This is a genomic window from Neobacillus sp. SuZ13 (genome assembly GCF_030123365.1).
In the GTDB taxonomy this organism is placed as follows: Bacteria; Bacillota; Bacilli; order Bacillales; family Cytobacillaceae; genus Neobacillus.
Genome location: NZ_CP126107.1, coordinates 5,816,457 through 5,838,593 on the forward strand (window position 1 = coordinate 5,816,457; position 22,137 = coordinate 5,838,593).

Sequence of the window (22,137 nt, forward strand, 5' to 3'; positions counted from 1 at the left end):
TTTGGACAATTTCCGTTGGGTTTAGTGCAATATTATTATGGTTTTGTACGAATTTAGGGGTTTATGTGCAATTTTTTATATGTTTTGTACGATTTTTAAGGGGTTTTGTACAATTAGACATTATTTGGAAACCTCCAGCTAGTAAAATAGCCTATGATGTTCTTTTCCCCCACTAAAAGGAGTTTTGTATCGATGCTTAAAACAAGGTTTATGAAGTTGCTGACAACCAAAATCGGGGAAGGCCGTTTTCTTCTTACTGCTGAGGATGAACAAGGTCGTGTGATGAGTCCATTTAGGTGGAAGAATCTCGTTTTCAGCAGTCATGAAGAAAGCTTCTTTGGTACGCTCCTTGAGACGGAGACCATTAATGATGTCGAAGGTGTCGTTGTGAGCAGTTGGCATTTGGTCTCGCTTTTTGCCAAGGAGTCATTTAATCGATTTATCGATTGGGATTGGAATGAACAATCCGAGATTTGCCTTGCGGCCGGCCTTGCGCTTTATGAAGGAATCCTCGAAAAAGATTGGCTGCCGGACTTTTCGGTCTGGGAGCATGGCGATTTCCGCTGGAAACTTCCTGAACGCGTCAAGGATGAGTTCGACCCATCATTTTGGGAGCAAATGATTGAAGAACCCGGCATGGATGATGATTCGACGGATCCCAACCTTTGGATGACCGGATCTCAGCTCGGGACGACTAAAAACTACATTTCCGACTTGTACAATGATGCCCTGGATGGCTACTTGACGCGGAATGCCGCGATGAAGGAGCTATTTGGACCGAAGCTCGACTTGCTCCGTAAACAAAATATTTCCGGAAGTGAACTTGCTCGCTATTTTGATGAAGAAAGCTGGCTGGAATGGGTCGGGATTAAGGAAAGCGACACGCCGTTTACGATTGGGCTCCGCCTAGATGAACCGCTTGATGGTGAAGGCGCATGGAGCCTGGATTTATTTTTACGAGGAAAGAAAAATGTTGATGATGTTTATGATGTTGAGGGTTCCGCGAAGATCCCAGCGAAGTGGCGGCCATTTTTGGAAAAAGTCGACCGTGAGCGGGAACGGTGGGTCCGCTTGATTCCGTGGTTAGGCGAAGATGGCTTTTTCAAAACGCATCTAAGTGAGGAAGAAGCGTGGATGTTTTTGACGGAGGCAAGTGAGACGCTGGTAGCCTTGGATGTCGAAATCCTCCTCCCTTCTTGGTGGCAGGCGATGAAGAATGCCAACTTGAAGGTGAAAGCGTCGCTAAAAGGTACCTCGAGCCACCGGCCATCCTTTGTCGGACTTCAGGCTATGCTTGATTTTAACTGGCGCTTTTCGATGAATGGTGTCGACCTGTCCGAAGATGAGTTTGGGAAACTTGTCGAAGAAAAAAGACGTCTTGTCTTTATTCGCGGCCGCTGGGTGAAGCTGGACCCGCAGTTTATTCGACATATTCAAGATATGATGAAACGTGCCGAAAAAGAAGGCTTGCATGTCCGCGATTTGCTTGAGCAGGAATTGATGGAGACAGAAGTGACCGAGGATGAGCTCGAGAATCCAAAGGCATTTGCCAAAATTCAAATTGAATTGAACCGACAATGGAAGCAGATGGTTAAGCAGCTGTCGGAAGTGAACGAAATACCACTCGAGGATGTACCGTCTGGTTTACAGGGAGAGCTCCGACCGTACCAGCAACTCGGCATGAGTTGGCTCTGGTTCCTGCGCCAATATGGATTTGGCGCCACCCTTGCTGATGACATGGGACTCGGGAAAACCGTCCAGCTCCTCTCCTATTTATTGAAGGTGAAAGAAGTGGTCGGTGATGAGTTAACGCTGGTGCCTGACACCCCAAATGAGGTGAAAAAGCGCCGCAAAAAAGATGAAGATGCTACCGTTGAGCCTGCTGTTAAGGTTCCGACGAAAGCTGCGCTGATTATTTGCCCGACTTCTGTGCTCGGGAACTGGCAGAAGGAGATTGAGCGGTTTGCTCCAGAGATGAATGTGTATCTGCATTACGGGTCGAATCGTCTGAAGGAGGAAGCTTTTGTCGAGAAGGCGAAAGATGCCGATATTGTTTTAACTTCCTACGGGCTTAGTCATATCGATTTGGTTGAGTTCGAATCGCTGATTTGGAGTTCGATTGCCATCGATGAAGCACAGAACATTAAAAATGCCCAGACCAAGCAGTCGAAAGCGGTACGCAGGCTGCGCGGCCGCCACCACATTGCCCTAACAGGGACTCCGATGGAAAACCGCTTATCTGAGCTGTGGTCGATCTTTGATTTTACCAATCATGGCTACCTTGGCAGCTTGGGGCAGTTTCAGAAAAAGTTCGTGATTCCGATTGAAAAGGATGAGAAGAAAGAAAAGGTGCAGCAGCTGCAATCATTAATTCGGCCGTTCTTGCTGCGCCGCACGAAAAAGGATGAAGAAGTTGCGTTGAATCTCCCTGATAAGCTGGAGCAAAAGGAATATTGTCCGCTTACGGCTGAACAGGCGTCGTTATACGAGCAGCTGATCCATGATACGTTCGCAGAAATTGAGAAACTCTCTGGCTTTGAGCGCAAAGGGTTAATTTTACAAATGCTAAGCCGGTTGAAGCAGTTGTGTAACCACCCTGCTCTCTATCTGAAGGAAAAGTCGGCTGGGCGTGAACTGCTTGAGCGTTCGAATAAGTTGGAAAAACTTGTTGAATTAATTGATGCGGTTTTAGAACAGGGCGAAAGCTGTCTGATCTTCACCCAATATATCGAAATGGGTGAAATGATTCGAAGCACCTTGAAGAAGAAATTTGGCATCGAAGTGCCGTTTTTGAATGGTAGTGTGGCGAAGGCGAAGCGTGACGAGATGATTGAGCAATTCCAGAACCAGGAGTTCCCGGTGTTCTTGCTGTCATTGAAGGCCGGCGGAACCGGGCTGAATCTGACGGCGGCCAATCACGTCATCCACTATGATCGCTGGTGGAATCCGGCAGTTGAAAATCAAGCCACTGACCGCGCCTATCGTATCGGGCAATCTCGCTTTGTCCACGTGCATAAGATGATTTGCACGGGAACACTTGAAGAAAAGATTGACGCAATGCTGGAGAAAAAGCAATTCCTGAATGACCAAATTATCCAAAGTGAGAACTGGATCACCGAGTTATCGACCGATGAACTTAAGGACTTGGTGTATCTGGGGTGATGTTGGTGGTCTTGGTGGTGTTGGTGGTGTTGGTGGTGTTGGTGGTGTTGGTGGTGTTGGTGGTGTTGGTGGTGTCAGGCACCGTCCGTGGACAATCGATCCCTCTTGTCCATATTGAGAGGACATAAAAATGGTGTCACGCACCACTATGTTATAAAGAGGATAAAGCCGCAATGGTTTTATCCTTTTTTTGTTGGTATTTATGCTTGAAACGTTGGTAAGATATTTGCCTTAACTCTCTCACTTTTCTGTATAATTTTGCTATTCCGCGTATTTTGTAACCGCTTTTATGTGAATGGATTCACAAGTATAATAGAGACATAAGAATCCATTAACCCATTATAGGGAGGAAATTATGATGCTTACAGACTTTTTGTTTGAGCTTAAAAACTGGTGGTTTGGCGAAACATTTGATGAAGTCGAGGAATTTGAGCGCCTAGAGTCCAAACATACCAGGGTTCACCATGATGAAAATATTTACGAAATCATCCGAGTCCATTAATTAACCTTTTACGCCAAGTAAGCCTTCTTGTTAAGAAGGCTTCTTTTTTGACCACTAGAATGTTTTTTACAGAATAACGGTGTCCTTCTAAACGTTTCTATTCGCGTTTATTTTTGCTGAAAGAGTACTATAGAATTTCTGTGGTTCATCAAGACGGAGATGGGCTTTGGTTACTTTTTTCTTAAAGCCATAAATGAAGCTTGCTTCGAGAGGATGAAAGAACTCGACTTCAAACATGGGTTTTTCTTTAAAAAAATCAGCAGCGCCCCCATCGAAAACTTGTTTAGCTTCTTCTTTTGATAATGTTTCAGGACCATCGTAAGGATGAATACTTTTAATTTCCTCTAGCGGTATAATTAACTGTTTCATGAGTCCAACCTGCAGATACAGATGCCAATCCGTGATCATGATCGGGCAATGCCGAATTGCTTGGATTTCTGCTAGAAAGAATAACAAGGTATACACATTTAAGACGAGCGCGATGATGGCAACAAGCGGGCTCCACGAATGAAGGAGAAAATGAAAGCCTACAGATTCCAACACAAGGGCGTGAATGAGCATGACGTATAGCGTAATTGTGCCGGTTTTTTTATGGTAGGTGTACATGCGTTTATCAAGTGTGGCTGGTTTCCTACGCCAAGAAAATAGGCTGTAATAATACATCTTCACGTCAGTGAAAAAAATTTCTTGGACCCTAGTTGGTTTGAGGTTCTGATCCCATGCTTTTTTCATTCGATAGGTGAAAGTGGGAAATTCGCTTTCAGACTTGCGGTAACTTTTGACGATCGCAGGTATTTTTGCCAGCAATTGAATGACGACGTAAAGTTCGAGCAGGAAAAAAGCAGCTTCGCCGGCTAATAGGATATATTTTACAAAGGAATAGGCTGACAGGAGGTGATGCGGAATTACTATGACCGCAGCGCCGTATCCCAACAGCATCACTGGGAGTAGATATTTTAGGGAATAGCGTTTTCTGATGATGAAGAAGTACACGAGTAACGGTATGGTGATGATGAAATCAAATAATGAACCTAATGCCATTCCTGTTGGGATTGGTCCTAAACTTTCAAGGCGGTAAATCAGGAAGTTGGAACATACTACTAAGGCGAGAATGAAGCTGAACCAGAACCATTTTTTTATTGGTAGAGTCATCTTTTCTAACCTCCTTTGCTAATAATATTTTAACATAAATATCCATTTATAGTGGTTACTTTGCACTATAAATATCATGAATATCTATCTATTGAGCCCGAAGCAAAAAGGGCCTTTAGCTGGCCCCTTGGAGATTACTCTTTCACTCCCATCACGCGAATTCGCTTATAATCCGCGATCCATGTACCGTTCTGATATAAGTCATCTCTTAAATTTTTGGTGGATTCTGATATGATGCGCTCTTTGGATTCGGTTGTGAGGCCATCCAGCATACTAGCGGCGAACATCTCAATCCAGTTTCGCAACCCGTTTTCTCCGTTTAATGGTGTAGGCCGATCGAAATGTTGGGCATGGGTGACTCGAAATCCGACTTGTTCCATTAATGAGGTGTATTCACCGATGCTAGGGTAATACCAAGGAAATTGCTCGGTTTGATAGCTGGTTCCTAATTGATGAATAAGTTCTTTGGTGATTTTTTGGACGTTGCCCTTCCCGCCGAATTCTGCGACAAATCGGCCGCCAGGTTTTAAGGCTTGATAAATGGATTGCAAGGCCTGTTTCGGAGTTTTCACCCAATGCAGTGTGGCATTAGAAAAAACGGCATCGAATTCGTTTCTGTAATTCATGGTTGCAGCTTCCTGCACCCTAAAGGTTAGACCTGGATACTTTTTTTGTGCCTGCTGGACCATGTTTTCGGATTTATCTATCCCAATTATGGTTGCGCCCATCTGTTTCATTTGGTTGGCCAGATCCCCAGTCCCACAGCCAAGGTCGAGAACTTTTTCACCCGGCTTCAGTGCTAGCCATTGAAGCAAATTCCCGCCAAAATGCGAAACAAATGCATGCTGTTGATCATATAAACTAGCATTCCAGCTATCTTTCGTAACTCTATTGGACATCCTTCCCCACCCCTTAATTTCAATTTTTTAATAATTATAACAAAATATTGGGAAAGATAACCACAAATGTGTCCATGTGCGGTGCCTGACACCTGGTTTCGGTAAATGAAGCAGCGCTCCTTTTACCGAAAGAGGCGATTTTTCCCTTGAACGGTAAATGCAGCAGCGCTCCTTTTACCGCAAGTGACGATTTTTCCCTTGAACGGTAAATGCAGCGGGACTCCTTTTACCGAAAGTGACAATTTTCCCCTTGAACGGTAAATGCAGCGGGACTCCTTTTACCGTAAGTGACAATTTTTCCCTTGAACGGTAAATGTAGTAGCTTTCCTTTTACCGCAAGTGACGATTTTTCCCTTGAACGGTAAATGAATGAATAAAAAAACGACCAATCTTCGAATGAAAATTGGTCGATTCATAATATTCTAAAATACTTAGAAATCAAAGTTGTCGGGGTCTGGGCCGACGCGGTGGTTTTGGTTCAACTCGTTGATTCGGTGCATGTCCTCTTGCGTGAGTTCGAAGTCGAATACTTGTGAGTTTTCGATGATTCGGTGTTCTTTTGTTGATTTTGGGATGGTGATGACGCCATTTTGCAGATCCCAGCGTAAGATGATTTGGGCAACTGATTTATTGTATTTAGAAGCAAGTTCCACCAATACCTCATTGTCTAATAATTGACCTTGCATTAATGGTGACCAGGCCTCCATCTGAATCCCGTTCTCGCGGCAGAATGTTTGAACCTCTTTTTGAGTTAAGCGCGGATGGTATTCAACTTGGTTCACCATTGGCTTGATTTCTGCGTCCTTCAAAAGGTCTTCCAGGTGGTGTACTTGGAAATTGCTGACCCCAATCGCTTTCACTCGTCCTTCTTTGTAAAGAGTCTCTAACGCTCTCCACGCTTCCTTGTATTTTCCAGCTACTGGCCAGTGAATGAGGTAGAGGTCCAAGTACTCTAAACCTAGCTTATCTAGGCTTGTTTGATACGCTGCTAAGGTTGATTCGTAGCCAAGGTCAGCATTCCAGACCTTTGATGTAACGAATAAATCTTCTCTAGCGATGCCGGATTCTTTAATCCCTTGTCCTACTCCCTCTTCATTTCCATAAATGGACGCCGTGTCAATGCTGCGGTAACCATGTTTAATTGCCGTTTTCACCGCGTTCACTAACTCCGGTCCTTCCTCAACCTTAAAGACACCCAGGCCAAACCATGGCATTTTTACCCCATTATTTATTGTTGTTGTACTTTGTAAATTGTTTATCATTTTTAATACCTCCAATTGTATTTTGTTAATTCACGCAACTGTCCTACTCACGAGGACAGTTGTGCTTTTGTGGTGCCTGACACCACTGACTCTGCGTCTTTCTTTTCTAGTGCTCGGCTCACCCCTGTTAGGATGGCCGCAGCGAATACCATTAATGCTCCGATCCATGTGGTGTGGATGAGTCCTAGCGTATCAGTGATAGTGCCGCCTAGGTAGGAGCCGATGGCGATTCCTGCGTTGAAGGCGGCGATGTTGATGGCGGAGGCTACATCGACTGCACTTGGGACGTAGCGTTCCGCGAGGATGACCACATAGACTTGCAGTCCTGGTACGTTCATAAAGGCGAGCAATCCCATAAAAATAATCGTGATTAAGCCCGCAATTTTAAACGGTGCGGTGAACATTAGGACAAGCAGAACAACAGCTTGCACAATAAACATATAAAATAGCGATCCAATAGGATTGCGGTTCGAGAGCTTGCCGCCCATCATGTTGCCAATGGCGATCGCCAATCCGTACGCCAATAGAATTATCGCAATTGAACTCTCGTTAAATCCGGTTATTTCCTGTAGCAATGGTGACAAATAAGTAAAGACAACAAATGTCCCGCCATACCCCAGGGCCGTGATGACGAATAAAAGTAGGAGTCGGCCATTGGTCAGGAGTTTGACCTGGTCTCGCATGCTGGTCTGGGTTCCTTTTTTCAAAAAGGAAGGTATGAGAATCCAGTTGGCGATGAAGCCGATGACTCCAACGATGACGATAAGGATGAACGCAAGCCTCCAGCCGTATTGTTGGCCGATGAATGTACCGAATGGCACGCCTGTGACGGTGGCGACGGTAAGGCCGGAGAACATGATTGAGATGGCGCTCGCGCGGCGGTTGGCCGGGACGAGGTCGGCCGCGATGGTAGAGCCGATCGACATGAAGACACCATGTGATAGAGCCGAAATCACTCGGGCGGCGAGCAATACGCTTATGGTTGTCGCGCTCGCGGCTATTCCGTTACCAATGATGAAGACAATCATGATCCATAATAATAGGGTTTTACGTGACATGCGCGATGTCATTGATGTCAGCACTGGTGCTCCGAATGTGACCCCGAGGGCGTATAGGGAGACGGTCAGTCCCGCGGTGGTGACGGGTATGTGCAAGTCTTGGGCGATGAGCGGCAGCAATCCGACGCTGATAAATTCGGTGGTGCCGATTGCAAAGGCGCTGACGGCTAAGGCCAGCAGTGCGAATGTGCTTTGCTGTTTATTTAAAGACATAAATGTTCCTCCTCATTTGTGTAGGTTTATTTAAAAAGGTATGATTGTTTTCATCCGGCAAATGTTATTATGGAGGATATCTAAGATTATCGGAAGTACGCACTTTAAAGTGATATAGGTACCTGACAGTGCTATAGGTACTTTTTGGTACCTATCTGCCTGTCCGCTTGTCTTTGAAATGAGGAGGAAAGAGAAGATGGAGAAGAAAAAATATAATATATCGGTTGAAGCGACGCTTGAGGTGATTGGCGGGAAGTGGAAGTGTGTGATTCTCTGCCATTTGACGCATGGAAAAAAGCGGACGAGTGAATTGAAGCGACTGATGCCGAATATTACGCAGAAAATGTTGACGCAGCAGCTGCGGGAGCTGGAGGACGATGGCGTAATTAATCGGATTATTTACAATCAGATTCCCCCAAAAGTGGAGTATGAATTAAGTGAGTACGGCCGGAGTCTGGAGGGGATCTTGAATTCGCTCTGTACATGGGGCGAGAATCATATTGAGAGGGTTTATGGGGATAAGTTCTCCGTATTAGAGAAAAGTGTTTTGAATGATCATCTTAAATAAATGGTGTCAGGCATCATTTATTATTTAGCACTAGTGGCAATGGTGTCATCGGTGTCAGGCACCACATTTTAGCGCCAATGCCGATGCCAAAGGAGAAAGGCCATAGGCCGCTATCGCGGACTGTGGCCCTATTTTTTATGATTGGATATATGGTCGTTCTTTTAGATGGTCGGTATGCTCCAGCATGTGCATGTAAAAAAGTTCGTAGCGGACCCAGCGGAGTGGGAATGAAAATGCAACTTCGTTTTTCTTGTTATAGATGAGAACGTGCTTTTTGCTATACTCTACTTTTTTGATCTCATGCAAGCCGATGGTGTGCTGCTTCGCTCCGTTTTCCATCACTAGCTGCTGGCCAATGACCTGGATTTTTCTTTTCTTATTTTTAGTAAGTTCATAAAGACACATCGCACCACCGATAACAGTTAGTGCCACTAAGATAAGAATCCCGTCTTTCGGAAACCCTGTTACCGCTTCTTTAATCCAGTGAACCACCGCGAGGCCGAGGAAGAACCAGGCACCCCGACTTAACCGCGGCGAGCTTTCAAAGTAAATACTGGACTCATGTTCTTCCTTTTCCTCTGCTCTCTTTTTGAAAAAAGCGGCTTTATGTTCTTCGATGCTGGCTGAATCCCATTCGACAAAATCAGTATAGCTGCCGTCCCATAATTCGGCCGTATCGTCTCCATCCTCAAGCGCATAGCCGCCTGCCCAGCCCACGTATCGGGTCCCGATATGCATGAAACTCAGCAAATAATAGCGTATCGGCTGGCGATATGTGTTTTCCGTTTCGATCGTATCGATGACCTGAATGTCTTCCGGAAAGCGGATGACTCCCTCCTCTTCCTCAGGCAGGTTGATAATCGTCGAAAAGAGTCTCGTCTTCGCCAAATGCGGCTGCTTTCCTTTCGTGATAGGATACAGATGCTCTAGATTCCTTTCCTTTAACTCCCAATAAACCATTTCTGCACTCTCAATATGCTCTGCTGCTTCTATGAGCGTGTTCTGTTGATACGGAAGGTTTTTGGCCACGCATACCAACAGCGCCTGCGTTTTTATCAACGGATCGCGGAAGGTCATGGCCTGCTCCAACTCGACACCGATGTCGGCTGAAAAATAATATTCCATTAAGCTAATAAATAATTTCATTTTTGTTCGGACTGCAAAATAGCTATCCTTCCAAGCGGTATAAACAAATTTGCTCGAAAAATCAGCGTCAAATTTCAGATACTCCTGTTTCTCTACGTGATAATCTTTGAGCAATGACGGAAGGATGACCTCCCTCTTATAGCCTTTTTCTAGACCTGAGTCGTTCAGTGACAATACTAAACTATAAAGCAACAATTTATAATGCTCTGTATTAAGTTTGTCGAGGGTTTTATCAAGGATTCCCTTAATCAGCATCGGATAAGGATCCAGTTCATTGATTGGAATATGGAATTCCTCGGTCTGGATTAACTCGACGATTTTTTCCTCAAGTATATAAAAAATATCCTCGTCTTCTGTTGTGAGCAGCATTTCAATTGCCCGCTCTTTTGCCCGCATGTCTAAGTCGTCAAAATGCTTGAGGAGCCCTTCCACCACTTCCGGCATCGGAAAATCGCAGACAAAGTCAATGAGATAAAAGGAGGGATTGTCCCAGCGATCGACAGGCTCAGGAAATCTGGATGCCGCCGTTTTGATCATATCCTTTAATACATCGATTTGAATCTCGAGTCCTTCATCCAGTTTATATTGAAAAAGCTGGTCAAGCGCTTCAAATCTCTTTTGAGGATCCTCACTTTTTACCTTACTTAAAATCGAACGCAATTTTAACTCATTCACTTAACTAATCCCTCTCTTATACTACCGATTTATAACAATATGAATTAATTTTATTTCATAAAAACAAAATCAGCAACGATTGGGTCTCAGGCACCGCACCGACATAAAAAGACCTAACAGTTTCCTGTTAGGCCTTGATTTTAGTCTAGTACGATGATTTTTATGGTTTTTCTGCCCCATTGGATGCATTGGGATGTGGTTGGCAGTAATACGTCGATTTTATGGCCTTTGATTGCCCCGCCTGTGTCGCCTGCAACAGCAATGCCATAGCCTTCAACCCAGACTTTTTTTCCAAGTGGAATGACTCTTGGGTCGACGGCAATTAATTTCATATTTGGATGTTTCCTAATATTGTAGCCAGCTGCCGTAATGTGGAAGGATTCTTCCGGGCTGTATGCAGTCGCAGTCACATACATTTCCTTCCCATTGATAGCCGCCGCAGTTGTTTCTTTATTTGAAGTCGGCGCCGGTTTTGCTTTTGAAGCTGTAGTACGTGTCTTAGTACGGGTCTTCGCCTCTTCTTGATCACTTTTGATTTTGGCTTGAATATCCTTTAGTTGTGATTCAATGCCTGCCTTTTCCTGCTCGGCAAGCGCCATTTGTTTAAGGATTTGACTATATTTTTGCTGCATTACGGTTAAGGTTTGTTGACTTTTTTGGCTGTTTTGATCAAGTATTTGCTGTTGTTTCGCAAGTTCCTCTTGATCTTCTAATAAAATTTGTTCTTGTCTATCAATCTCTTTTTTGTCTTCCTCAATCTGCAGCAAGTCTGCCTTTTGAGATGTCAAGATATCTTTATCCGCATCCATTAGGGTAGAAACGGCGCTCGCGCGTTGGATAAAATCTGAGATACTATCAGATTCGAAGAATAAATTGATGATGACATTAATATTATCCGTTTGTTGAAGTGAGACAGCTCTCTGCTTCATAATTCCTTTACGGGCAAGGATTTTGTCCTCAAGGACAACAATTTCTTGTTTCTTTTTTTCAATGAGTTCATTCGTAGCGTCTATTTTTTGTTGCGTTTTGGCCATTTCTTCTTTGTTTTTTGTAATATCACTGTACAGGGCATTCAAATCTTGCTGAATTTTTACAATCTCTTGATTAACATTCTGCTTTTCTTGCGCTTTTTGCTCTACTAATCTTTGTTTTTCGGCTAGTTCTTCTTTAGCGTTATGTAGGGCTTCCGTGCTTGTTTGTGCATATGTAACCATAGACCCCGATACTGATAATATGATTGTAAGTAACATGAGAATGATACGCTTTCTTGTCGTTTGCATACACTTTCTCCTTTCCTTAGTACTCTATTTATACCAGAAGAATGTGCCAGTAATGTTACAAAAATATTAAAAGTACATCACTTTTTGTCATATTACACATATTAGTGTCAATTCTGTGTCATAACAGTGTTAAATTTTAGGGCTCAAATTACATTGAATTTTCTTACTCTCCGAGAGTGCACTGTTTGGTTTGTCCTTCGCTAGTCTCTTCTTTCCATTCGGGAATTCGGTTAAAAAAGACACCTTGTCCCCTTCTTTGATGGCAAAGTGGGTGAGGAACTCAAAAACTTCTGTTTCAGTTAAATCATTATTTTCTTTATAGATTTGTAAGGAATGCTGCTCGTACGTAATATGAATTTCGGAATTAAAGCTATGGATGGGAATAATTGCTTTCTTATGAAATGGAATAGATTGATAAGGAGTAACCTCATATGTTTGGGGCGACCGAGTTGAGAGTTGGACTGCATCAAAAAAGCTTGGTTTACTGTCGATTTCTATTTTCTTCTTTCTAGTTGGTTTGCCAATAAATATTATTGAGTTTTTCTCCACAAAGATACCTACCTCCATAAAATACAATAATTTACATCACCTAACATTATTCGACGATAACTTACAAATTCCTTTAAGGTGATTTTGTCACTTCTCATATTTTTTCTGGAACGTTCACTATTTTTACATAAATCGATCATAAAGGATTTCCTAATGCCTAAATCAAAGAAGCCGCTGACGAGTTCAGCGGCTTCTTTTTAAAAAAAACAGGGGGGTTTTTCTATTAGTTTATCCCGTTGGAATTTTTTTATACGTGCCAATCACAAAAAAAAATTCCGGCAAGTAACTGCCGGATAAATGGAGATCATCTCGGAGGTGGCATTGATTCTTTATCAAAAAGTGAGTTGCGGGGATAATTTTTGAAAATCCTAAAAACGAAATGGAATTGTTGGTGAAGGTTCGTGTGGATGAGAGGAGTAAATTCTAATGAGGTTGTCTCTTTCCTTGATTTCATGCTGTTGTTCCTTAATAATCCATTCCAGCTGGCTAACGCGTTTCTGGAGGCTGTCAAAATTTTTATTTGAATTTCCAACCATTTTGATTAAACTTTCCAATAATTGCTCGAGGTTTCTGGTCATTTCATCGTTAGACACCAATCGTCATTCCTCCTTTTTTGGAGGAGCTTCCACTTCATGCGGCTGCGGCTTGGAGCTTAGGAACTGTACCGTTTCCGCGACTACCTCTGTGACATACACCCTTTTCCCCTCTTTGTTATCATAGTTCCGCGTCTGCAATCGCCCCGTGATTCCGATTACTGCACCTTTCCGGCAATATTGACACGTATTTTCGGCTGTTTTCCGCCAAAGTGTGCATTGAACAAAGTCAGCTTCGATTTCGCCGTTTTGGTTGCGAAAGTGACGCGACACCGCCAGGGTGACTTGGGCCACGGCCGTCCCTTCTGTCGTCTGTTTTAATTCGGGGTCCCGCGTCAACCTGCCAACAAGTGTGACTTGATTGATCATACCTTCAACTCCTTCTTTGTTTGACGGTACTAGCATAGCCTGTTGGTGTCCTTGTTGTAAAACGGGGAAAAAACCATTATTCGACCGGTTTTTAGAAGATAAACGGTTTTTCAAAGGGGTTTTTGTAAAAAAATGGCTTGTAAATTTTCGGAAAAGCTATCTTCTAAATTTCGACAAAAACTTTTCGACATTTGCTTTAAGTGAACATATGTTATAATTTAGGAAAATGCAATCAGGAGGTTATGATGAAATCTTTTAAATTGTACTCATTAGATGTAGTGGAAGATGATACTTCGATTGAAGTTCCGTTAGTAGATGGCTTAATTCTCAATAAGGAAGACGAGCGCTCCACATGGCTGCTTGAGGCGTATACAGATTTGTCCCTCTATGATTATTTCCAAAAAATTTCCGAGCAAAATCGCGACATTATTATTGAGGCTGTGATTACGAAGAAGGAGAATGCACCTGCTTATTTTCAAACAAATATTGTCTCGCTAACTAAATTTGAAAAGCATATTAGCGTTTTGTTCGAGGGAAGAATCCGCCGGAATAAAAGCGACTATTCTGAGTTATTGCTCGAAAGTCTTCTTCAAAAAGGATTGGAAGGCCCCGCGCTGCTCAACGAATTTAGAGAAAAGATTCAAAGTAAACCGAAGTTAAAAGTGAAGTCGAACAAATAAATCATTAGTGAAGGGACAGGCTAAAGGCCCGTCCCTTTTTTATTGCTGTAAATTACTCGTCTTTATTGTCCGCGTCTCTTCTGTCAATATCATCTTCAATTATTTCTTCTTTTTTGGTGTTGCTGTCCTTTATTGGGTCTTTGTCGGTATCCGTATTTTTGTCCTCTGTGTTCGGATAATGATTGTTTCTGTTGTCTAAATCAAGATTGTCATCATCATACTTGTTTAAATTGTTACGGTTTAAATTGTTGTTATTAAAATTATTATCATTTAAATCGTTACGGTCTAAATTGTTGCGGTTTAAATTGTTGTCATTTAGATCATTATCATTTAGATTGTTATCGACGGCTGGCGGCGGCGGATTTTGGTCATCGTTATCATTATTACAGGCTGTTAACATTCCTGCAGATAAAATTGAACCAGCTAGCAAAAGAAATAACTTTTTCTTCAAAATCATGAACCCCTTCCAAAACAAGTTTTGACCTACCTCATGGGTCTAATTTTAGGTTGCCCAGTGTCTTTCAGATAATTGCTAGCATTTTTTTACATAAAAAAACGACCTGAATTTCTTCCCGGCCGTTTCGTTTTATTTATTCTTTTTTCTCCCCTAAGGCAAATGTGATTTCGGCTTCACATGCCACTTCACCGTCAACGGTTGCAACAGCTTTTCCTTTACCGACAGGTCCGCGCAGACGGATGATTTCTACTTCGAGACGAAGCTGATCGCCTGGTTTGACTTGCTTTTTAAAACGGCAGCCATCAATTCCTGCAAAAAAGGCTAAGCGGCCGCGATTTTCTTCTTTTTTCAACATTGCGACAGCCCCAACTTGTGCCAGAGCTTCAACGATTAATACACCAGGCATGACAGGGTAATCAGGAAAATGGCCATTAAAGAACTCTTCATTGGCACTAACGTTTTTAATTCCGACTGCGCTCTTTCCTTCTTCTACTTCTAAAATTCGATCCACTAAAAGGAATGGGTAGCGATGTGGGATAATTTCTTTGATTTGTTCGATATCTAACATTGGTTAGTACCTCCTACTAGTAACAAGTATTTATTTCTATTCTACTACTTAAGGTATACAAAAAGGAAGGGAATTACATCCCTTCCTCCACTTTTCTTTTTCCTTTTTCAACTAAATCAATAATATGCGTCCATGTGGATTCATTGAATACATCTTTAACATTCCCGCCGCCAAGCATCCCGTATCCAACCATAGCACCCAACGATAAGCTTATGAAAACAAAGACCACTAAAAGAATCAATCGCAGCCAAATGGGAATCAGGCGGATTCTGACCCGTTGATGTTTATTAGAGACATTCTTTTCTTTGTCTTTCGCGGTGGCATCTTTCGACCTTTTTGCCTCACGGCTTTTATTCTTCGCATTTAAAGCTTCCCGTTTTTTTACCTTTTTTTCACGTTTCTCGGCTTTCGCTTGTTTCGCAGCATCCCTTGTGCCTTGTACCACTGCTTTTGCAGGTTTTGCTGCAGTCTTAGTGACTACTGACGCCGCTTTTACCGCACCCTTTGCAATTGATACCGCGGGTTTTGCAGCGCTTTTCGTTACGCGAACGGTTTCTTTGGCTTGTATCGCAGGAGCATCCTTTGTTTGTCGTACCTCTTTTTTGGCATCTTTCACTGCGTCCTCTGTTCTTTGCGCCTCGTCCTTGGATGGTTTCGCTGCGTCCTTATTCCGTTGCTGCGCTTCGGCTTTGGCCCGCTTATATTCTTCTCTCGTACTGTATTCTTGATTTGGATTATTTATAGACATTTGTTAATTCCCCTTTAACTGAAATCCGCCCATTTATTTTTATCTGCATGGGAGATCCCGGACCCAGTGAGTTATACATATTATAACCAATTTTTCTTTTCAACTCTTATAGCTGGTTTATTTGGATTTATTTTTACAATTACTCATTCATTATTCTATTATAAAAAATAAATTCAAAATACTCATCAATTTTTTACAGGAAATAGTCTATAAAGGTAGAAATTACTCAAATTCTGTCGTTTTTTAAAGAAATTTCTATCGAAGTCCAAAGAAAAAAGCCCAATGACTAAGGCTTGTCCTGCCTGCTTCATTAGACTTTTTGTATCCCGCTCTTTTGAGGTATGATGTCTTACAACACCAAACCTAAAAGGGCCGCTAAGATTCCTTGTCAACTTAATTCCACTTGCAGGGACAATTTTTCAGAAAGGATCATCCAAACTTCCGACTTGGAATCTTGTCGATATTGTCAAGCATAATTCCTGTTCCAATCGCGACACAATCCATTGGATTTTCGGCCACTAGGACGGGAACTTTTAATTCTTCTGCTAATAACATGTCGATGCCATGCAGCAATGCGCCGCCACCTGTTAAAATAACGCCGCGGTCGATGATGTCAGCTGATAGTTCTGGCGGAGTGCGTTCCAGCACGCTTTTTGCAGCCTGTACGATTACAGCAACTGATTCACGTAATGAACCTTCGATTTCTTCGGAACGAACTGTGATGGTACGCGGCAGACCGCTTACCATGTCACGTCCGCGGATTTCCATTTCTTCCGAGCGTGAACCTGGGAATACAGTCCCGATGTTGATTTTAATATTTTCAGCTGTGCGCTCACCGATCAAGAGCTTGTATTCGCGCTTAATGTAGTTGAGGATTTCCATGTCGAACTTGTCACCGGCCATTTTAATGGAGGAAGAAGTCACGATATCGCCCATTGAAAGAACAGCTACATCCGTCGTTCCTCCTCCGATGTCCACTACCATGTTTCCGCTCGGTTGGAAAATGTCCATTCCCGCACCAATCGCTGCAACCTTTGGTTCTTCTTCTAAATAAATCTTTTTCCCGCCGCTCTTTTCAGCAGCTTCTTTGATTGCCTTCTGCTCTACACTTGTAATATTCGTTGGGCAGCAAATCAAAATGCGCGGCTTCGATAAAAAGCCTTTAACGTTTAACTTATTAATAAAATGCTTCAACATTGCTTCGGTTACATCAAAGTCAGCGATCACACCATCTTTAAGCGGGCGGATCGCGACGATGTTCCCAGGTGTCCGACCAACCATGCGGCGAGCTTCTTCACCAACAGCAAGTACGCGATTTGTATTTTTGTCAATTGCCACTACGGACGGCTCATTTAATACGATTCCACGGCCTTTTACGTGAATTAGCACGTTAGCCGTTCCTAAGTCTATCCCAATATCTCTTGCAAACATTCTCTTTTCTTTCCTCCTTAAAACGGAATCCACATACTTTTCCTAATTGTATATTGTACCACACTCATTAAGATTTCCATACTTTTAGCATAGAAAAGTTGTAAAATCTTGCAGAAGGATGTCGTATTGGAGGATTCCTAGAGAATGCCTTAAAACCTATTCTTTTTTCAGCCGAGTCATGACGGTTTATTTTACAGCTTCACCTTCCTTTTCTTCTTTCTGATATTTCATTTTTGTTGCCTCTCCCCCTCGGAGATGACGGATTGATTTATGATAGTCTAAAATACCTTTAACCTCGTTTGCCAGCTCTGGATTAATCTCAGGAAGTCTCTCTGTAAGATCCTTATGGACTGTACTTTTGGATACGCCAAACTCCTTCGCAATCACGCGAACCGTTTTCCTCGTCTCCACGATATACTTTCCAATCTTGATAGTTCTCTCTTTGATGTAATCGTGCACACTCTCGCCCTCCCTAAATTGGATGTGAGAAGTGTGAAATGAGACCCGCTTATCACTTCGACGAATTCTGCTTCCGTTTTGGTGTCTGCATTGGTCATCAACTTTGGTGTCAGGCACCATTAAAAGACATTTGTCCATTTATGGAGGACATTTTAAGTTGATGGTGTCAGGCACCAAACGGCAGAAAGTAAGTTACCTTCTGTCTATACGATGAATAATCATGTCCCCGACTGAATGTCCGCTAACTTCAAACGACTCTTCACCTCAAACACTCTCTTTGTAAAGGTTTGTAACCATTTTATTAGCTTGGATACGGGAATATGCTATAAATACTCAATAGGGACAAGGTGATATTCAAAGTTTTTTGATAATTGGACTTCTTACTTTTTTTCGACAGATAATTGAATCGCCCAAGAATCGCTTTGTTGCGCGGTTTTGGAATGGAAATATCCATAGCTTAATTTTATTTCCCAAGAAATTTGTCGATAAAAAAATTATTCAAAAATGGTGATTATGATTGGAATCGTGGTTTGAAAGTGGTTTGAAAGCCAGTACTTTGCATAATTTGGGGCATTTTTTTCTAAAAGCATTGTTAAAATCATTATATCTTTGATACCTTTTTGGTATGAGTTTTTTGAAAGGAAGGGAATTATGACACCTTTTACTGAAAATGTGGTAGAAATTATTCGCAGTATCCCCGAAGGTAAGGTGGCGACTTATGGACAAATCGCTCGGCTCGCAGGAAGCCCGCGTGCTGCCCGCCAAGTCGTCCGCGCCCTCCACTCTATGAGCAAGAAGTACCGCCTTCCCTGGCACCGTGTCATCAATGCTAAGGGGCAAATCGCCCTCCAGGATGATGAGTCGTATAATGAGCAGCGGTTGTCTTTGGAAGCGGAAGGCGTGGAGATCGGCTTGAGCGGGGTTATTGATTTGGAGAAGTATCAGTGGCGGCCGGAATAACAGGAGCTAGAGAGAGTGTTGATAGGGGTGAAAAAAGGATAGCGGGCGATATATCGGTGGCCGATATATTGACCAAAGTGGCCGATAAATCCTAGAAGCGGCCAATATATTATATTCCACCCGCTACTACCAAAAAAACTCCCCCTACTAAAAAAGAAAAACACCTAGATCCCTAGGTGTTAACTCAAAAAGTCCCACTGATGATGCGTGTAACCAAACCTTGGTGCTTAGAACCAACGTATTACTTCACCAATTCAAAAACTTTCTTCACTTTCTTAACCGGTATTTGCGAGCCGCCACGCTTCTGGACATTCTCGACCATCATCGCGACCATTAAACTCGGTGACTTCGTATTATATCCAATAAACCAGCCATTTTCCGTACCCGTTTCACCTTGCTTTTGTTTAATCTCCGCTGTCCCCGTCTTACCCGCCAGCGCATAATCCTTCATATCAGCCGCATGTGCCGTTCCGGCAGCATCACCAACCACCTTCCGCAAATCCGCCGTAATCACCCCGGCATGTTCTGCTGTGACTACTGCTTCCTTCCAGACCTGACTCTTCTGCTCATCCATCAAAAGAATCGGCTTGATCATATTCCCATTATTGATAAATGGCGTATACGTCGACAGCAAATGAACGATACTCATTTGAATCTGCCCTTGCCCATAGCCCGAATCTGCCAGCGCAATTTCCCGGTCCAGTGTGCCAATCGTTGATTTTTCGAGCGGGAATGGATACGCCAGTTCCTCCTCGAAGCCAAATTTCTTCAGCCCATCCGCGAACGCAGCTTTTCCCGTTTTTAACGCCGCTTGGGCAAAATAAATATTATCACTAAACACAAACGCCTTTTCCAGATTAACTGGCGCTGATCCTGCATGGACCCGGGTCACAAAATATCCGCCCCATGACTTATCCTTTTGCCACTTCTTCCCTAAAATCGGGACCGCCTGCTCCGGTGTAATCGCTCCGTTTTCCAGTGCCACCGCAGCCGTGATTGCCTTCATAACAGATCCCGGTGCAAAGGTCTGTTTAAACCTTGTAGAGAGCGGCTGTTGCTTGTTTTCCTGCAGTGCCTTCCATTCAGCCGCCGAGAAGCCGAGCATCGCTTGATTGGGGTCAAATGAAGGCGTACTGACAAGCGCCAGCGTTTCCCCCGTCATAGGGTTTATAGCCGCTCCCGTACCCGCTTCCTTGCCAAGTTGGTCATAGATTGCTGTCTGAACATCCACATCAATCGTCAGCTTCACCGTTTTTCCATCCTCGACTGGCTTTTCAGCAAGAACCTCCTTGCTGCCATTCTTCTTTTTAATGGTAATCTTCACGCCAGTCTTGCCCTTTAACTGCTCGTCGTACACTTGCTCAAGTCCTCTTTTTCCAATCATATCATTGCTTGTATAACCCTTATCTTTAAGTTTTTCCAACTCGTCCGCTGTGATCGCCCCAACATACCCAATTAGTTGTGCAGCAGCCTTATCATAAGGATAAATCCGTGCCTCCACCTTTCGCGTTTGTACCGGCTCGAGGGCAATCAACTGGGCAATCCGTGCCTCATCCTCCATTGACACCCGCTTCAAAGGTACAAACAGTTCCGGCTTCACCCAACTTGCACTAATCGCTTTCTTAATCTGCTCAGGGCTCATTTTTAAAAGTGAGGATAACGGCTCTAGCACCTGGTCCGTCACCTTCCCTGCCACCACACCGACCTCGTACACTTGGCCATTCACAGCCAGCCCGATCTCATTGCGGTCGAGAATTTCTCCTCTTTTTGGCGCAGTCGTATCAATGCCAATTTTATCTCCTTCTTGCAATTTTGGAAAAATGAACCCTGTATTCCAGTCTACATACCAATTCTTCTTGTCGGCTCGCTCTTCTTTCTTTAAGTTAGCTTTGTGAGTGAATTGAATCGGTCCCGCCACGCTATTCATACTTGCCGTAAACGAATATTGGGCTTGTTCTTTTTCCGCCTGTTTATCTTCTTTTGGTTTTTTAAAGTTAATCTTGAGGTCTGTTATCTGAAGATCTTTGTAGATTTTTTGATAGCGGTTTGTAAATTCCTCTTTGGTGATTTTCTTCTTCGCATTATTAGAAAGATAATCATACATCTGATCAAACTTCTGCCCATTCCATAACGCTATGTACTTCGCAAAACGATCCTGCGGCGTCGGCTCCTTACTGCAGCCAGCCAGAACCGCCATCATCAGCAGCACCACCAACATGGCCCCTACTAACTTCCTCAACAAAAATCCCTCCTTTAAAAAGTAACAATTGGTGTTCGGTGTTTGGTGTCAGGCACCACAAAAAGACATTTTCTCCATTTTGCTCACCAGTAACGGACACTAGTATCTACTCCTGGTGTCAGGCACCAATATTTTCATTATACCGTGAATATACAAAAAATGGTGTTTTGTCCATTTATTATGAGTGAAATATAGTGTGAATAAGTGCGAAATGAGTACAAAAAAAAGAGGAAAGAATTCCCCTTCCCCTTTGTTACGTTATGATTATGAGTTTGTTTTTTCTGTTGAGTTAGTAGAATTGTCGTCCACATTTTTATCTTGGTCTGAAGAGTTTTCTTGATCAAGGGAATTACCTGGATCCTCAATCATTTGCTCTTTTTCCTTCATTTGTGGAGTTTCTACTGATTCGCTTGCATTTTCATTCGAAAGTTTTGCTTCCTGTAAAGTGGTTAACGATTTGTTAAAATAGTCACTAGGGTTTACAGCAATTCCATCTTTACGAATTTCAAAATGTACATGTGTTCCAGCTTTTTCATTGAACAAGCTTTGTCCAGCCTTGGCAATAACTTGTCCCTGTTTTACCTCGTCGCCAACCTTGATCTTTATGTCTTTAACGGATTGATATTGTGTTACAATACCTTTGTCGTGTTCCAATTCAATGACATTCCCAAGGACTGCATCTTCTTCAACACGTGTGACAGTACCGCTTAGTGATGCAACAACATCAAACGATTCGCCGTCTTTCACGGTCACATCGATACCAGTATTTGGTTGGTAGGTATTATTATAGAATACCAATGCCGCTTCCTGGTCTTCAGTTTTTCCGTTGAAATCATAGAATTTCGTTTTTACGACAGCTGCATCTGCATTTTCCACCGGCATTTTGAAGTCTTCAAATGTCTTGCTAACTTCAACAGCTGGCTCTTGACCCTTTTTACCAGCAATATCCGTGGATTTGTAATCGTATTTGTCTGATGCGTTGTTGCTTGATTGATACCATAGTACCGCGGTCAAAATGATTGCTGCACTTGCAATATAAATGGCTGGAAATACCCAACGCTTTTTGAAAAAGCGTTTTACGCTGGAACTTTGAGAAGATCGCTTGTTTTCTTCCTCTCTCATTTTCATCACCTCAGCAATCATTCTGAACAGATAAGTAGAATTATA

Annotated in this window: 23 protein-coding genes; 6 read left to right on the plus strand and 17 right to left on the minus strand. The window is 43.0% G+C overall.

The window, feature by feature from the left end; genetic code table 11:
* Positions 1–192 precede the first annotated feature (192 nt).
* The 3 genes from QNH17_RS28545 (at position 193) to QNH17_RS28555 (ending at position 3,664) form a co-directional block, all read left to right on the plus strand.
* Positions 193–3,162 (plus strand): DEAD/DEAH box helicase, encoded by a 2,970-nt coding sequence (locus QNH17_RS28545; protein ID WP_283876663.1) that lies wholly within the window; start codon positions 193–195, stop codon positions 3,160–3,162.
* Complete coding sequence (locus QNH17_RS28550) at positions 3,131–3,280, plus strand: hypothetical protein (RefSeq protein ID WP_283876664.1); 150 nt, start codon at positions 3,131–3,133, stop codon at positions 3,278–3,280. Before QNH17_RS28545 ends, QNH17_RS28550 begins: the two co-directional genes overlap by 32 nt.
* Positions 3,281–3,520: 240 nt before the next feature.
* Positions 3,521–3,664, plus strand: coding sequence for a hypothetical protein (locus QNH17_RS28555; RefSeq protein ID WP_283876665.1), 144 nt, complete (start codon positions 3,521–3,523; stop codon positions 3,662–3,664).
* Positions 3,665–3,751: 87 nt separating this feature from the next.
* On the opposite strand, the gene QNH17_RS28560 is transcribed toward QNH17_RS28555, so the two are convergent.
* From QNH17_RS28560 to QNH17_RS28575, 4 genes are all read right to left on the minus strand, one after another.
* On the minus strand, positions 3,752–4,816 hold the full coding sequence (locus QNH17_RS28560; protein ID WP_283876666.1) for a hypothetical protein: 1,065 nt from the start codon (positions 4,814–4,816) through the stop codon (positions 3,752–3,754).
* Between the two features lie 134 nt (positions 4,817–4,950).
* A complete protein-coding gene (locus tag QNH17_RS28565; protein ID WP_283876667.1) occupies positions 4,951–5,715 on the minus strand; it encodes a class I SAM-dependent methyltransferase in 765 nt (254 codons plus the stop codon).
* Positions 5,716–6,146: 431 nt separating this feature from the next.
* A complete protein-coding gene (locus QNH17_RS28570; protein WP_283876668.1) occupies positions 6,147–6,977 on the minus strand; it encodes an aldo/keto reductase in 831 nt (276 codons plus the stop codon).
* A 47-nt stretch (positions 6,978–7,024) separates the two neighbouring features.
* Positions 7,025–8,248 (minus strand): MFS transporter, encoded by a 1,224-nt coding sequence (locus tag QNH17_RS28575; RefSeq protein ID WP_283876669.1) that lies wholly within the window; start codon positions 8,246–8,248, stop codon positions 7,025–7,027.
* 196 nt (positions 8,249–8,444) lie between these two features.
* On the opposite strand from QNH17_RS28575, the gene QNH17_RS28580 reads away from it, so the two are divergent.
* Positions 8,445–8,816, plus strand: a complete 372-nt coding sequence (locus tag QNH17_RS28580; RefSeq protein WP_283876670.1) for a winged helix-turn-helix transcriptional regulator — start codon at positions 8,445–8,447, stop codon at positions 8,814–8,816.
* A gap of 135 nt (positions 8,817–8,951) precedes the next feature.
* Here the strand turns inward: QNH17_RS28580 and QNH17_RS28585 are convergent, their stop codons facing one another.
* From QNH17_RS28585 to ssb, 5 genes are all read right to left on the minus strand, one after another.
* Positions 8,952–10,637, minus strand: coding sequence for a hypothetical protein (locus QNH17_RS28585; protein ID WP_283876671.1), 1,686 nt, complete (start codon positions 10,635–10,637; stop codon positions 8,952–8,954).
* A gap of 140 nt (positions 10,638–10,777) precedes the next feature.
* Positions 10,778–11,917: a 3D domain-containing protein gene (locus tag QNH17_RS28590; RefSeq protein ID WP_283876672.1), complete on the minus strand. Its 1,140-nt coding sequence runs from the start codon at positions 11,915–11,917 to the stop codon at positions 10,778–10,780.
* A 129-nt stretch (positions 11,918–12,046) separates the two neighbouring features.
* On the minus strand, positions 12,047–12,466 hold the full coding sequence (locus QNH17_RS28595) for a hypothetical protein (RefSeq protein WP_283876673.1): 420 nt from the start codon (positions 12,464–12,466) through the stop codon (positions 12,047–12,049).
* 368 nt (positions 12,467–12,834) lie between these two features.
* Complete coding sequence (locus QNH17_RS28600; protein ID WP_283876674.1) at positions 12,835–13,059, minus strand: hypothetical protein; 225 nt, start codon at positions 13,057–13,059, stop codon at positions 12,835–12,837.
* Positions 13,060–13,065: 6 nt separating this feature from the next.
* Positions 13,066–13,428, minus strand: a complete 363-nt coding sequence (gene ssb, locus QNH17_RS28605) for a single-stranded DNA-binding protein (RefSeq protein ID WP_283879624.1) — start codon at positions 13,426–13,428, stop codon at positions 13,066–13,068.
* A gap of 245 nt (positions 13,429–13,673) precedes the next feature.
* Here ssb and QNH17_RS28610 point away from each other — a divergent pair, with 245 nt between their 5' ends.
* Entirely contained in the window at positions 13,674–14,108 is a 435-nt protein-coding gene (locus QNH17_RS28610) for a YwpF family protein (protein WP_283876675.1), read from the plus strand.
* A 52-nt stretch (positions 14,109–14,160) separates the two neighbouring features.
* On the opposite strand, the gene QNH17_RS28615 is transcribed toward QNH17_RS28610, so the two are convergent.
* The 5 genes from QNH17_RS28615 to spoIIID all read right to left on the minus strand — a co-directional run bounded on the left by QNH17_RS28615 (position 14,161) and on the right by spoIIID (position 17,771).
* Positions 14,161–14,559, minus strand: a complete 399-nt coding sequence (locus QNH17_RS28615; RefSeq protein ID WP_283876676.1) for a hypothetical protein — start codon at positions 14,557–14,559, stop codon at positions 14,161–14,163.
* 139 nt (positions 14,560–14,698) lie between these two features.
* Positions 14,699–15,133 (minus strand): 3-hydroxyacyl-ACP dehydratase FabZ, encoded by a 435-nt coding sequence (gene fabZ, locus QNH17_RS28620; RefSeq protein WP_098571481.1) that lies wholly within the window; start codon positions 15,131–15,133, stop codon positions 14,699–14,701.
* A gap of 73 nt (positions 15,134–15,206) precedes the next feature.
* Positions 15,207–15,881 carry a DNA-directed RNA polymerase subunit beta gene (locus QNH17_RS28625; protein ID WP_283876677.1) on the minus strand — a complete coding sequence of 225 codons (675 nt, stop codon included), beginning with the start codon at positions 15,879–15,881 and terminating at the stop codon, positions 15,207–15,209.
* A 429-nt stretch (positions 15,882–16,310) separates the two neighbouring features.
* Positions 16,311–17,312, minus strand: a complete 1,002-nt coding sequence (gene mreB / locus QNH17_RS28630) for a rod shape-determining protein (RefSeq protein ID WP_283876678.1) — start codon at positions 17,310–17,312, stop codon at positions 16,311–16,313.
* 186 nt (positions 17,313–17,498) lie between these two features.
* Positions 17,499–17,771, minus strand: coding sequence for a sporulation transcriptional regulator SpoIIID (gene spoIIID / locus QNH17_RS28635; protein WP_026568271.1), 273 nt, complete (start codon positions 17,769–17,771; stop codon positions 17,499–17,501).
* 651 nt (positions 17,772–18,422) lie between these two features.
* Here spoIIID and QNH17_RS28640 point away from each other — a divergent pair.
* Positions 18,423–18,731 carry an MGMT family protein gene (locus QNH17_RS28640; protein WP_283876679.1) on the plus strand — a complete coding sequence of 103 codons (309 nt, stop codon included), beginning with the start codon at positions 18,423–18,425 and terminating at the stop codon, positions 18,729–18,731.
* Positions 18,732–18,972: 241 nt separating this feature from the next.
* On the opposite strand, the gene QNH17_RS28645 is transcribed toward QNH17_RS28640, so the two are convergent.
* The 3 genes from QNH17_RS28645 to spoIIQ all read right to left on the minus strand — a co-directional run bounded on the left by QNH17_RS28645 (position 18,973) and on the right by spoIIQ (position 22,092).
* Entirely contained in the window at positions 18,973–20,970 is a 1,998-nt protein-coding gene (locus tag QNH17_RS28645; RefSeq protein ID WP_283876680.1) for a penicillin-binding transpeptidase domain-containing protein, read from the minus strand.
* Positions 20,903–21,070: a hypothetical protein gene (locus tag QNH17_RS28650; RefSeq protein ID WP_283876681.1), complete on the minus strand. Its 168-nt coding sequence runs from the start codon at positions 21,068–21,070 to the stop codon at positions 20,903–20,905. The genes QNH17_RS28645 and QNH17_RS28650 overlap by 68 nt, the downstream gene beginning before the upstream one ends.
* 164 nt (positions 21,071–21,234) lie before the next feature.
* On the minus strand, positions 21,235–22,092 hold the full coding sequence (spoIIQ, locus tag QNH17_RS28655; protein WP_283876682.1) for a stage II sporulation protein SpoIIQ: 858 nt from the start codon (positions 22,090–22,092) through the stop codon (positions 21,235–21,237).
* Positions 22,093–22,137 lie beyond the last annotated feature (45 nt).